The organism is Agrobacterium sp. Ap1, assembly GCF_017313375.1.
Classification (GTDB): Bacteria; Pseudomonadota; Alphaproteobacteria; order Rhizobiales; family Rhizobiaceae; genus Neorhizobium; species Neorhizobium cellulosilyticum.
In genome coordinates, this window is record NZ_JAFLMY010000008.1 from 163,545 (window position 1) to 176,002 (window position 12,458).

Consider the following 12,458-nt stretch of genomic DNA (forward strand, 5'->3'; position numbering starts at 1 on the left):
CGGCTGATTGGGTCTTTTCAATTTTGCCGCGAGCGTGTAGAAGGGCGGCCTGTTTAACGCCCATTACGGAGGCCTACATGGATATGACCGTGCTCTCGCGCCTCCGTCAGTCGGATACTCGTCTGGCCTGAGGCGTTTCGCGGTTCACGCAAAGTCTCTTCTTCACTGATCCGCTTTTTCTGATCCGTTCGTGGCCGCTTGAGGCCACGCCTGATTTTTCTCTCAGTGTCGCAGTCGGGCAGCTTTTCGCCGCCGGATCGCCTGAGAGACGTCCGTCTGCCGGAGCTTATTGATGTTTTCGTGGTTTGAACGCCGTCTCAATCCTTATCCTGACGACCAACCGACATTGCCGCCCAAGGGGCTTTTGGCATTCTGCTGGCATTATACCAAGCCAGCTTGGCCGTGGCTGCTTTTGCTTGGCAGCTGCTCACTGCTCATCGCCGTGGCGGAAGTGCTGCTTTATCAATTCCTCGGCAATATCGTCGACTGGCTGGCCTCAGCCGATCGCCAGACCTTCCTGAGCGATGAGGGCGGCAAGCTGATCTGGATGGCTGTGCTGGTGCTTGTCGGCCTGCCGCTCGCCGGGGCCGTCCACACGGTGACCATGCACCAGGTGCTTGCGGGCAATTATCCGATGATCGCGCGCTGGCAGATGCACCGCTTCCTGCTGCGGCATTCGATGGCCTTCTTTGCCAACGAATTTGCCGGTCGCGTATCGACCAAGGTGATGCAGACCTCGCTTGCCGTGCGCGAAGCGACGATGAAGATCATCGACGTCTTCGTTTACGCGATCGGCTTTTTTGTCTCGATGCTGGCGCTGGTGGTTGCCGTCGAGTGGCGGCTGGTGCTGCCGCTGATCCTGTGGTTCGTGTTCTATGTGCTTATCCTGCGCTACTTTATTCCCAGGCTGCGCAAGCTTTCGAGCGAGCAGGCCGATGCGCGCTCAATGATGACCGGGCGGATCGTCGACAGCTATACGAATATCGGCACGGTAAAGCTGTTTTCCCATGCCGGCCGCGAGGAGAGCTATGCCAAGGAAGGAATGAACGAGTTCCTTGGTACGGTTCACAGGCAGATGCGCCAGATCAGCCTTTTGAACATCTTCGTCGATCTCAACAATGCGCTCACCGTGTTTGCCGTTGCCGGTCTCGGGATCTGGCTGTGGATGGGGGGCGGCGTCAGCGTCGGTTCGATCGCGGTTGCCATCGGCCTTGCGATGCGCATCAACGGCATGTCGCAATGGATCATGTGGGAAGTAACCGCGCTGTTCGAGGCTATCGGCACGGTCTATGACGGCATGAACATGATGACCAAGCCGCATGATGTGACGGACGCGAATGGCGCTCGCCCGCTTGCGACCAAGAAGGGTCACATCCTCTATGAAAACGTCCGCTTTCATTACGGGAAGAGCAAGGGCGTGATCGACGGGCTGACGCTCGACATTGCTGCCGGCCAGAAGGTCGGCCTGGTTGGGCGTTCCGGCGCCGGCAAGACGACGCTGATGAACCTGCTTCTGCGCTTCTACGATCTGGAAGGCGGCAAGATCACCATCGATGGTCAGGACATTTCGTCGGTGACGCAGGACAGTTTGCGCGGCATGATCGGCGTGGTGACGCAGGATACATCGCTGCTGCATCGTTCCATCCGCGACAACATCGCCTATGGCCGTCCGGATGCGACCGATGCCGAGATCATCCAGGCTGCAAAGCGGGCAAATGCCTTCGAGTTCATCGAAGGGCTGTCCGACCTGCAGGGGCGTACCGGTCTCGATGCGCATGTGGGGGAGCGGGGCGTGAAGCTTTCTGGCGGCCAGCGCCAGCGTATCGCAATTGCCCGCGTGTTCCTCAAGGATGCGCCGATCCTGGTGCTCGACGAGGCGACATCGGCGCTCGATTCAGAAGTGGAGGCTGCGATCCAGGAAAACCTGTTTGCGCTGATGGAAGGCAAAACGGTGATCGCGATCGCGCATCGGCTGTCGACGCTGACCGAAATGGACCGCCTGATCGTGCTCGACAAGGGGCGCATCGTGGAGACCGGAACCCATGAGCAACTGGCGTCCGGCGGTGGTATCTATGCCGATCTCTGGCACCGTCAGTCCGGCGGTTTCCTGGGCGACCAATCGACGGAAGACGAGGCGGCGGAGTAATCCGCCGTTTCCTTTTTATGGGGCTCGCGGGCGAAGCCGCTGCGACATAATGCGTAAGGACAAATACACGCCCAGTTCTTTTTAGGGGTATTCGTTGTCGCACTTTTTTCGATGCCATCAATTAGCATCGGCTGGTAAGCCTTTGTTTATCTGTAACTGTCAGGGATGCGTATGGTGCATGGCACCATTGCGTATTGTTGATGGTTTGAGATGATGAACACGATAAAAATCAAATTTCTTCTACCCGCCCTTTTCGGTATCACCGTTCTCATCCTTATTGTTCAGGGCGCATTGGGCATGCGATCGGTCGCGCAGATCGAGACGCAGGCGGACACGATCGGCCGGCGCATGGAGCGCGCTCTCCTGATCGCCAATATGGATCGTGTATTGTCAGATGTCCGGCAGCTTTATCTGATGACGCTTGCCGCGCCGAATGCCGCCGAGAAAAAGCAGATGATCGAGCGGCTTCAGGCGGCCAACAAAGTGCGTGCCGAAGCTTTCGACAATTACGAGCAGGGCATCACTATCCCGGCTGCGAAGGAAAAATACGCAGCCCTGCAGAAGCTCGTCGCCGATTATGACGCCATGGGCGCTCAGTTCGTCCAGCTGGTCAGCTCGTCGCGAGTTTACGAAGCCAGGGATATGATTGCCCAGATGGTGCCGAAGGGTGCCGAGGCCAGCGATGTGCTCAAGGGCCTGATCGATGACAACAAGGTTCGCAGCGTCGAGGACGGCCGGATCACCAAGGAGATGGCGCAGTTCGTCTATGTCTCGACGATCATCGGCGTTCTCTTTGCCGTTGCGATCGCTATCGGCGCAGCCATGCTCAGCCTTTTCCGCGTGACGCGCCCGATTACGGAAATCACCGATTCCATGCAGTCCCTGGCTGCGGGCAACAATCAGATCACCATTCCTTATGCCGGTCGCGCGGATGAAATCGGCGACATGGCAGCTGCTGTTGCCGTTTTCCGCGACAATGCGCTGGAGCGGGTTCGTCTTGAGGAACAGACCGAAGCCAACCGCTCGATGGGCGAGCGGGAGCGGATCGCCAACGAGGAGCGTAAGGCGCGTGAGGCGGCCGAAGTGTCGTTTGCCGTGGAAGCTCTGGCAGGCGGCCTGAAGAACCTTTCCGATGGTAACATGACGGTTCGTCTCGATCAGCAGTTCGCCGGTCAGCTGGATCAGTTGCGTGTCAACTTCAACGAATCGGTCGGCAAGCTGCAGACCGCACTGCGTTCGGTCGGCGACAATGCGCGAATGATCGATGCAGGTGCGAACGAAATCCGTTCTGCGGCCGACGATCTTTCCAAACGCACCGAACAGCAGGCGGCTTCCGTCGAGCAAACCGCTGCGGCGCTGGAGGAGGTGACGACGGCGGTGAAGGATTCGGCTGTGCGTGCCGGTGAAGCAGGCAAGCTGGTCGATCAGACGCGCGTCGGCGCCGAGCGCTCCGGCGAGGTCGTTCGCCAGGCCGTTGCCGCGATGGAAGCGATCGAGCAGTCCTCTGCTGAGATCGGCAACATTATCGGTGTGATCGATGACATCGCCTTCCAGACGAACCTGCTTGCTCTCAATGCCGGTGTCGAGGCGGCCCGTGCCGGTGAAGCGGGCAAGGGCTTTGCCGTTGTCGCGCAGGAAGTCCGCGAGCTTGCCCAGCGTTCTGCCAATGCCGCCCGCGAGATCAAGTCTCTCATCACCAAGTCCGGCGAAAAGGTGCGGGACGGCGTGACGCTGGTTGGTGAGACCGGCAAGGCGCTGGAGACGATCGTTTCCGAAGTGCAGCGGATCAACACCAATGTCGGCTCGATCGTGGTTTCGGCCCGCGAGCAGTCCACCGGTCTTTCCGAGATCAGTACTTCGGTTCATCACATGGACCAGGGCACGCAGCAGAACGCAGCGATGGTGGAGCAGACGACGGCGGCAAGCCACAGCCTTGCGACCCAGGCCGCGGCGCTGACCGAATTGCTGGCGCAGTTCAATCTCGGTGAAGGCACAAGGGCGGCCGGAACTGCGCCGCGCGCAGCCACGCCTGCATCGCGCCCGGCTGCTTCACCGGCTCGTGCTCTTGGCAACTGGATCGCTTCGGCGTTCGGTGGCGGTTCCTCCGCTGCGGCTGTGAAGCAGGAATGGTCGGAATTCTAAGTTTCGCCTCACAGAATCCGAACAAACGGCGGCTTCGGCCGCCGTTTGCGTGTCCGGCTCCCGGATATCCTTGCCGAAATGTAATCTCGGTGCCCTTTGCCGCATTGCGGAACCGGCATATATCCGTTGCCATGGCCATTACCCAGTTCTTCCGTTTTTTCGAGACACGTATTCGCCCCTTTGCCGAAAAGGGAGACCTGCGGCCGCCGGAAGGAACGATTGCCTTTATCTGGTTCTATGTACGGCAGGCCAAGACGCCATTTCTCGCCATGCTGGTTCTCGGTGGGCTGACGGCTGCTATCGAGGCGGCGCTGTTCTGGTTTGTCGGCCGTCTCGTCGATATTCTGGCCAGCATCGATCGCGCGCAGGGATGGGACGGTCTTCTGGCCGCGCATGGCTGGGAACTTGGCGGGATGCTGGTGCTGATTGGCGTCATACGCTTCCTGGTGACGTTGGCGACCGCGCTTGTCGATCAGCAGATCATCACGCCGGGGTTCTATAATCTGGTTCGCTGGCAGTCCTATCAGCACGTGGCGCGGCAATCCCTGTCCTTCTTCCAGAACGATTTTGCCGGACGGATCGTGGCAAAGGTCTGGTCGGGCGGGCAGGCGGCGGGCGACCTTGTGACCTCGCTGATGGAAAGTGTCTGGTTCGTCTGCATCTATTCGGTGTCGATGCTGATGCTGGTCGGCGGGCTCGACTGGCGGCTGGCGGTGCTGGTGCTGGCCTGGGTGGCCATCTTTGCCGCGCTCGCACGTTTTTTCGTGCCGCGTATCCGCTACCATTCGAAGGAGACGGCGGAGGCTGCCTCGATGCTATCGGGCCGGATGGTCGACGCCTATAGCAATATCCAGACGCTGCGCCTGTTCGGTCGCGACGAGGCGAATGACCGCTACATGCGAGAGGGCTTCAACACGTTTCAGTCGACGACGCTGATGTTTACTCGGTTCATCACCGGCGTTCGGGCATCTATGGCGCTGCTATCGGGTGTGATGATCACGTCGATGGCAGCGCTCTGCATCCATCTCTGGCTGCAGGGCAATATCAGCGCTGGTGCGGTCGCCTTCACGCTGGCACTGGTGCTGCGGCTGAATTTCTTGCTTGGTCGCCTGATGACGCAATTCAACGGGATCATGCGCAATTTCGGTACGGTACAGAACGCGGCCGAGCTGATTTCTCAGCCAATCGGGTTGACCGATGCGCCCAGCGCGCAGGCGCTCAAGGTCGAGCGGCCGCAGATCCGGTTCAATGACGTCAGTTTCCACTATGGAAAAGACAAGGGCGTCATCGATCATCTGAATCTGACCGTTCGTGCCGGTGAAAAGGTCGGCATTATCGGCCGGTCGGGAGCGGGCAAGTCGACGCTCGTCAATCTGCTCTTGCGGTTCTACGACCTGGAAGGCGGCCGGATCGAGATCGATGGCCAGGATATTTCCAAGGTCAGCCAGGAAACGCTGAGAGCGCAGATAGGCATGGTCACTCAGGACACGTCGCTGCTGCATCGCTCTATCCGCGACAACATTCTTTTCGGCCGCCCGGATGCATCCGATGCGCAACTGCTTGCCGCGTCTGAGAAGGCGCAGGCGGACGAGTTCATCGCCAATCTGGTGGACCAGCGCGGGCGCAGAGGTTTCGATGCGCATGTGGGCGAACGTGGCGTGAAGCTTTCGGGCGGGCAGAGGCAAAGGATCGCGATTGCCCGCGTCATGCTCAAGGATGCGCCGATCCTCATTCTCGACGAGGCGACCTCGGCGCTCGATTCAGAGGTGGAGGCCGCAATCCAAGCGAGCCTCGACGGTCTCATGCAAGGCAAGACAGTGCTTGCCATTGCCCATCGTCTATCAACAATTGCCATGCTCGACCGCTTGATCGTGATGGACAAGGGGCGGATCGTGGAAGAGGGGACGCATAGCGAACTGGTTTCCGCAGGCGGCCTTTATGCCGAACTATGGTCACGCCAGACAGGCGGCTTTCTTGCCGCCGATGCCGCACAATAGGTCTTCACTGGTTGCTGATGACGAGATCTGCCATCAGTCCTGCATGATTTGACCCATAGGCGCTTGGCAGGGTGGAGATAGATCTGATCTTCAACGGCGCCCGGACATAGACATGGTCGATCGGCAGTCCGAACTTGCCGAGGCTGACAGGCCATGTCGGTGGTTCATATGATGCAGTTCTAAGCCCCGTCCAAGTAAAGAAGCTGCGGATATTGGGAGCCAGTGACGAGGCGTTGAAATCACCCGAAAGGACAAGCGGGCCTTGCATCTTTTCCATGGCGAGGGTGGCTTGCACCAGCTCTACGGTCTGGAATTCATCGAAATAGGGTTTCGTCGTGTGGATCCCGGCAATATTGACCTTGTGTCCTCTGATTTCCGTTTCGGCCAGAATGAAGCGGTCGCTGAAGAGTGTGCTCAGGCTTCGGATCGTTCCTCGCTCGAGCGGTGTTTTCGACAACATCAGCTGATCGCATCCGGCGGTCAGAACACCGCAGCCAATATGGTAGGGATAGCTCGAGCCAAGCAATGAGAGGTGCGCCTCAAGTGGTTCGGCTTCCATGATGTTGACGACATCGGCGCCCGAATTGGCGATCATCCTCGCAATCGCTTCCCCGTTTTCCTCATTTTCCTTGAGGATATTGAAGGAGAGCAATCTGAAGCTCGGGGCATTGGCGTCGTTTTCCATCGCCATCCCTGTGTATTCCCGCCCCATGATTACGGCATGTCCGGCAAGGGCCAGCGATCCGGCGAGCAGAAGCAGGGAGACGATGTTGCGGTGGAGAGCTAGCGCAAAAATCATGCTCAAGCTGCATGCCACGGCCGCGTGAAATTGGAGGCTGTGAAGCGTGGCGAACATCCAGTGTGGATGCAGGTATCGCGTGCCGGTTGCCAGCATTACGAGCGACACGATGACGCAGATTGCAACGGAAAGGATCTTTCTTGAGGTCATGATCGAGTCCGAAGCTTCACTTGATTGATGAATTAGCACGCGCAAATGTCTCTTGCAACGCAACATGTTTGCTTCTCATGGCTGCGAAATGCGCTTGATCCAAATCAAGTTCCTCATTGATATCGCAGGTTAAATCATGGCCGCTGCATAGTGTCGCAAGACAATGTTGCAGTGCCCTGTCGATTACATGCCAAAATAGAAATCGTGTTCCTTCATCCGGTCGTAGGCCTTGCCAAGCGGCAAGTTTATCTGCGATCAAATCAAAGATCGCACTAGCTTGCTGGGGAATCGGTGTTCGATCTATGGTGACGGAGGTTGACCACAGCCAGGAGGAGGCATGCGGATGACAGGGACATTGCATGAGAGGATGGTTGAACCGTGAGTGAGCATAATCCAAGTGAAGGAACGGTGAGCGAACCCACGCGCCGCGATTTCCTCTATCTGACGACCGGCATGGCCGGCGCTGTGGGTGCTGCGGCCGTTGCATGGCCATTTATCGACCAGATGCGCCCGGATGCGTCGACACTGGCACTCGCCTCGATCGAGGTGAATGTCGCAGCGCTGCAACCGGGCATGTCGCTGACCGTCAAATGGCGCGGCAAGCCGGTATTCATTCGCAACCGTACGCCCAAGGAACTAGAAGAAGCCAATGCCGTTCAACTGTCCGACCTGAAGGATCCCGTCGCCCGCAACGCCAATATCGCGGCGGATGCAGAGGCGACCGGCCTCGACCGGTCTGCCGGCGAAGGCAAGGAGAACTGGATCGTGATGATCGGCTCCTGCACCCATCTCGGTTGTGTTCCGCTTGGCCAGTCCGGCGATTTCAACGGATGGTTCTGTCCCTGCCATGGCTCGCATTACGATACTGCGGGCCGCATCCGAAAAGGTCCTGCACCGCAGAACCTTGCAATTCCGACATTCGCATTCGCAAGCGATACCGTGATCAGGATCGGGTGAGGGGCTGACATATGAGTGGACATTCGTCTTATCAACCGTCGACGGGGATCGAACGGTGGATCGACCAGCGGCTGCCTTTGCCGCGCATGGTGTATGACAGCTTCGTCGCCTATCCGGTGCCGCGAAACCTGAATTACGCCTATACATTCGGTGCGATGCTCTCGGTGATGCTGATCGTGCAGATCCTGAGTGGCGTCGTGCTTGCAATGCATTACACAGCCTCGACGGCCGAAGCTTTCGTCTCGGTTGAAAAGATCATGCGCGACGTCAATCATGGTTGGCTGCTGCGGTATATGCATTCCAACGGTGCGTCATTCTTCTTCATCGCGGTTTATCTGCATATCGCCCGCGGTCTTTATTACGGTTCCTACAAGGCGCCGCGCGAAATCCTCTGGATTCTTGGTGTCGTCATCTACCTGCTGATGATGGCAACGGGCTTCATGGGATACGTGCTTCCCTGGGGACAGATGTCTTTCTGGGGCGCAACCGTCATCACCGGTTTCTTCACCGCCTTCCCGTTGGTCGGCGAGTGGATCCAGCAGTTCCTGCTCGGCGGCTTTGCCGTCGACCAGCCGACGCTGAACCGGTTCTTCTCGCTTCACTACCTCCTGCCGTTCATGATCGCCGGCGTCGTCGTGCTGCACGTCTGGGCTCTGCATGTCACCGGCCAGACCAACCCGACCGGCGTCGAGGTGAAGTCGAAAACCGATACAGTGCCTTTTACGCCCTATGCGACGCTGAAGGATGCTTTCGGCGTGTCGGTCTTCCTGATCGTCTATGCGTGGTTCATCTTCTATATGCCGAACTATCTCGGCCATCCGGACAACTACATCCCGGCCGATGCCCTGAAGACACCGGCGCATATCGTGCCTGAATGGTATTACCTGCCGTTCTACGCGATGCTGCGTGCGATCACCTTCAATGTCGGCCCGATCGACTCGAAGCTCGGTGGCGTGCTTGTGATGTTCGGCTCGATCATCATCCTTTTCTTCCTGCCCTGGCTCGATACGTCCAAGGTCAGGTCGGCAGTCTACCGTCCCTGGTACAAGCTGTTCTTCTGGATCTTCGTTGCCAATTCGATCTTCCTCGGCTGGCTCGGCGCCATGCCCGCAGAGGGTGGCGGGTTGATCTCGCTGCTGTTTGGCGGCGATCTGAAGGGCAATTATGTCGGCTATTCGCAGCTCGGCACGCTCTATTACTTCGGCTTCTTCCTGGTGATCATGCCGCTTCTTGGCCTGTTCGAAACGCCACGGCGAATTCCGAACTCGATCACCGAAGCGGTGCTGGAGCAGAAGAGCAAGAAGGCAGGTTCGGATACGACCGAACCGGCCAAGGCCACGGCGTGAGCGCGGAGAGGGATCGACACATGAAAAAGCTTGCTACAAGCCTTCTCTCCCTGGCGCTTCTGGCCGGATTGGGCGTCGCCCAGGCCAATGCGCAGGAAAACCACGAGGCCGCCGGCGCCGAAGCCCATGCGGAGGGTGCTACACCGCATTATCCGATCCACCATCCAAAGAATGTAAAATGGAGCTTTGCCGGACCTTTCGGCCATTACGACAAGCAGCAGCTTCAGCGTGGTTTGAAGGTCTATACGGAAGTCTGTTCCGCCTGCCATTCTATGGAGCTGGTGCCTTTCCGGACGCTGGGCGATCTCGGATATTCGGAAGCACAGGTGAAAGCCTTTGCCGCCAACTATCAGATCCAGGACGGACCGAATGACGATGGCGAAATGTTCGAACGTGCCGGCGTGCCGTCCGACCATTTTCCGTCTCCGTTCCCCAACCACCAGGCCGCCGCGGCGGCCAATAACGGGGCTGCACCGCCGGACTTCTCGCTGCTCGGCAAGGCACGCGGTATCACGCGCGGCTTCCCGCAATTCGTCGTCGATATCTTCACCCAGTATCAGGAAGGCGGCCCCGACTATATCTACTCGCTAATCACCGGCTATCAGGAGCCGCCAGCGGGTGTGGAGGTGCCGGAAGGTGGGCATTACAATCCCTATTTCGCCAATGCCGCCTCGCTTGCCATGGCCCCGCCGATCGCAGACGATCAGGTGACCTATGACGACGGCTCGCCGCAGACGGTGGACCAGTATGCCAAGGACATTGCTGCCTTCCTGATGTGGGCTGCGGAGCCGCATCTGGAGGAACGCAAGCGGACCGGTTTCATGGTCATGGTATTTCTGGTGATCTTCAGCGGGCTCATTTACCTGACGAAGAAGTCGGTCTATGCCAATAAGGAACATTGATCCGAAGCCGGGTCAAAGATAGAGAAGGCGGCTTCGGCCGCCTTTTTCATGTGCGCATCTTCAACAGGCCGCTCGTTCGACTGGTACGGAAAGATCCTGCCGCAAGACGACGGAGCTTTTTTACGCAATTCCGGATGCAAAACCGGTTCCCACTTTTGCTGGAATTGCTTTAACAGGGTTATCATGACTGCCTCGACCAAAGACATTCTCGCCGCTGCGATCCGTTCCATTCCGGATTATCCCAAGCCCGGCATCATCTTTCGCGATATCACCACGTTGCTCGGTGATGCGGCGGCCTTCCGTCTGGCGGTGGATGAACTGGTCAAACCCTACGAAGGAATGGGCGTCGACAAGATCGCCGGCATGGAAGCGCGTGGCTTCATTTTGGGCGGCGCGATGGCACATCAGCTTTCGGCTGGTTTCGTGCCGATCCGCAAGAAGGGCAAGCTGCCCTATCGCACGGTCAGCATGGCCTATGCGCTGGAATACGGTACCGACGAGATGGAAATCCATGTCGATGCGGTAAAGCCTGGCGAAAAAGTGATCCTCTGCGACGACCTGATCGCGACCGGCGGTACTGCTGTCGGCGCCGTCAAGCTGCTGCGCCAGATCGGTGCGGAAGTCGTCTCCGCCTGCTTCGTCATCGACCTGCCGGATCTCGGCGGTCGCAAGAACCTCGAAGCGCTTGGCGTCGAGGTTCGCACATTGGCCGAGTTTTCCGGCCACTGACCTTTTGCAGGCCATGGCATAGTTCAAGCGCGTCGGGCTAACCCCCGGCGCGTTTTTGCAGATAAGCGGGCAGGATGTGGTGCTCGGTTAGTTCTGCCATAACAACGTCGCCCGGTTTCTCCGGATCTATCCAGCGCAGTTCCTCGATCTCGGCGGAACTGGCGATATGGGCATCTCCGCTCTCGATCAGAAAGACATCGGCGGACACGGTAAAACCCGCTTCATTGGCTGCGGGTGCCTCGAAATGGCCAAGCGGGTGCAGGTCGTCGAGCGATGCGTGCAGACCTATTTCCTCCACGAGTTCGCGCAGAAGAGCGGATGCCGGGCTTTCCTGTGGCTCGATCTTGCCTCCGGGCTGCATGAAGGCCGTGGTTGCCCGTTTGCGAACGAGAAGCGTTAAGCCATCGGTGCGGATGATAACGGCGGCTGCGATGCGGATTGTCTGCGTCATGTGGTCGAGCTTTCGAACAATAGCGGTGAGACGATATTCGCGATGAAATCCAGGACTTTCTCATCTTTCGACCATTCGCCGGACGCTTCGAATTCCGCGAGTTCGATGCCTAGGATCCGGTGTGTTGGAAGAGCGGAGAAAATTTCCCGGAGCGTATCGGGCAAGAGACCATCGGCAATCGCGTAGGCGGCCGGAATATGTCCGGGTTCAAGTAAGTCCCAGTCGACATGGATCCATATCTCCCGATCGCCGATTTCGGAAAGTATCGCCTGCGGCGTCGCGGTTGATGGGGGAATGATGCGCAGCCCGGCCTGTTTCATCAGGTCGGATTCGTCGGGATCGATATCTCTTCCGCCGACGACGATGACATTTTTCGGATCGATACCGCTGCCGTGGCCGCTCTCCCACATGCCGCAGGCTGCTGCCAGAACCATGCCGCCGAGATAACCGCTTTCCGTCGTGAAAGGCGTGTTGAAGTCTCCATGGGCATCGATCCAGAGGACGACCGCTTCCGGATGCGCCCGTGCTGCGACCGGCAGAGAGGCAAGGCTGGCGGCACAGGTGCTGGCGACCATGAGTGGGCGATTGCCGCGATCGATCGTTTGCGAGATCGCCTGCCGTAACTCCGCCAGTGTGACGTTGGCCTCGGCAAGTGCCAAAGACCAATGGTCATCGCGTGCCGGTGAAATCTGGCCGATCTCGAGTGGTGCAAGTCCGGTGAGGCTGGAAACCAACTTTGCCGTCAATGCGGCTCCGGGAATGGCACCCGATGTCCGGTCGGCGATGCGTCCCTGCGAGACGATAAGTTCAAATGTCATGACAACCCAGGCTGATGATGC

At 58.5% G+C, this 12,458-nt stretch carries 10 protein-coding genes; 7 read left to right on the forward strand and 3 right to left on the reverse strand.

Annotated elements, in window-relative coordinates; genetic code table 11:
* Positions 1–292: 292 nt before the first annotated feature.
* The 3 genes from JZX87_RS17470 to JZX87_RS17480 all read left to right on the forward strand — a co-directional run bounded on the left by JZX87_RS17470 (position 293) and on the right by JZX87_RS17480 (position 6,285).
* Complete coding sequence (locus tag JZX87_RS17470) at positions 293–2,146, forward strand: ABC transporter ATP-binding protein (protein ID WP_206827014.1); 1,854 nt, start codon at positions 293–295, stop codon at positions 2,144–2,146.
* Between the two features lie 210 nt (positions 2,147–2,356).
* The gene (locus JZX87_RS17475; RefSeq protein ID WP_502711321.1) at positions 2,357–4,288 is read left to right on the forward strand and encodes a methyl-accepting chemotaxis protein; all 1,932 of its coding nucleotides are present in this window, start codon (positions 2,357–2,359) and stop codon (positions 4,286–4,288) included.
* Between the two features lie 131 nt (positions 4,289–4,419).
* Positions 4,420–6,285, forward strand: a complete 1,866-nt coding sequence (locus JZX87_RS17480; RefSeq protein ID WP_206827018.1) for an ABC transporter ATP-binding protein — start codon at positions 4,420–4,422, stop codon at positions 6,283–6,285.
* A 4-nt stretch (positions 6,286–6,289) separates the two neighbouring features.
* On the opposite strand, the gene JZX87_RS17485 is transcribed toward JZX87_RS17480, so the two are convergent.
* Positions 6,290–7,234 (reverse strand): endonuclease/exonuclease/phosphatase family protein, encoded by a 945-nt coding sequence (locus JZX87_RS17485; RefSeq protein ID WP_206827020.1) that lies wholly within the window; start codon positions 7,232–7,234, stop codon positions 6,290–6,292.
* Between the two features lie 378 nt (positions 7,235–7,612).
* On the opposite strand from JZX87_RS17485, the gene petA reads away from it, so the two are divergent.
* From petA to JZX87_RS17505, 4 genes are all read left to right on the forward strand, one after another.
* On the forward strand, positions 7,613–8,191 hold the full coding sequence (petA, locus tag JZX87_RS17490; protein WP_148147486.1) for a ubiquinol-cytochrome c reductase iron-sulfur subunit: 579 nt from the start codon (positions 7,613–7,615) through the stop codon (positions 8,189–8,191).
* An 11-nt stretch (positions 8,192–8,202) separates the two neighbouring features.
* A complete protein-coding gene (locus JZX87_RS17495; RefSeq protein ID WP_148147487.1) occupies positions 8,203–9,537 on the forward strand; it encodes a cytochrome b in 1,335 nt (444 codons plus the stop codon).
* Between the two features lie 20 nt (positions 9,538–9,557).
* Positions 9,558–10,439 carry a cytochrome c1 gene (locus JZX87_RS17500; RefSeq protein WP_206827022.1) on the forward strand — a complete coding sequence of 294 codons (882 nt, stop codon included), beginning with the start codon at positions 9,558–9,560 and terminating at the stop codon, positions 10,437–10,439.
* A gap of 183 nt (positions 10,440–10,622) precedes the next feature.
* On the forward strand, positions 10,623–11,168 hold the full coding sequence (locus JZX87_RS17505) for an adenine phosphoribosyltransferase (protein ID WP_148147489.1): 546 nt from the start codon (positions 10,623–10,625) through the stop codon (positions 11,166–11,168).
* Between the two features lie 37 nt (positions 11,169–11,205).
* On the opposite strand, the gene JZX87_RS17510 is transcribed toward JZX87_RS17505, so the two are convergent.
* Both JZX87_RS17510 and JZX87_RS17515 read right to left on the reverse strand, forming a co-directional pair.
* Positions 11,206–11,619 (reverse strand): NUDIX hydrolase, encoded by a 414-nt coding sequence (locus JZX87_RS17510; RefSeq protein WP_183821393.1) that lies wholly within the window; start codon positions 11,617–11,619, stop codon positions 11,206–11,208.
* The gene (locus tag JZX87_RS17515) at positions 11,616–12,437 is read right to left on the reverse strand and encodes an arginase family protein (RefSeq protein ID WP_206827024.1); all 822 of its coding nucleotides are present in this window, start codon (positions 12,435–12,437) and stop codon (positions 11,616–11,618) included. The genes JZX87_RS17510 and JZX87_RS17515 overlap by 4 nt, the downstream gene beginning before the upstream one ends.
* Positions 12,438–12,458 lie beyond the last annotated feature (21 nt).

Bases quoted from the DNA above. Each gene is read 5' to 3' on its own strand.
- JZX87_RS17495 (WP_148147487.1), top strand. From the start codon at position 8,203: ATGAGTGGACATTCGTCTTATCAACCGTCGACGGGGATCGAACGGTGG.
- JZX87_RS17480 (WP_206827018.1), top strand. From the start codon at position 4,420: ATGGCCATTACCCAGTTCTTCCGTTTTTTCGAGACACGTATTCGCCCC.
- JZX87_RS17510 (WP_183821393.1), bottom strand. From the start codon at position 11,619: ATGACGCAGACAATCCGCATCGCAGCCGCCGTTATCATCCGCACCGAT.
- JZX87_RS17515 (WP_206827024.1), bottom strand. From the start codon at position 12,437: ATGACATTTGAACTTATCGTCTCGCAGGGACGCATCGCCGACCGGACA.
- JZX87_RS17485 (WP_206827020.1), bottom strand. From the start codon at position 7,234: ATGACCTCAAGAAAGATCCTTTCCGTTGCAATCTGCGTCATCGTGTCG.
- JZX87_RS17505 (WP_148147489.1), top strand. From the start codon at position 10,623: ATGACTGCCTCGACCAAAGACATTCTCGCCGCTGCGATCCGTTCCATT.
- JZX87_RS17475 (WP_502711321.1), top strand. From the start codon at position 2,357: ATGATGAACACGATAAAAATCAAATTTCTTCTACCCGCCCTTTTCGGT.
- JZX87_RS17500 (WP_206827022.1), top strand. From the start codon at position 9,558: ATGAAAAAGCTTGCTACAAGCCTTCTCTCCCTGGCGCTTCTGGCCGGA.
- JZX87_RS17470 (WP_206827014.1), top strand. From the start codon at position 293: ATGTTTTCGTGGTTTGAACGCCGTCTCAATCCTTATCCTGACGACCAA.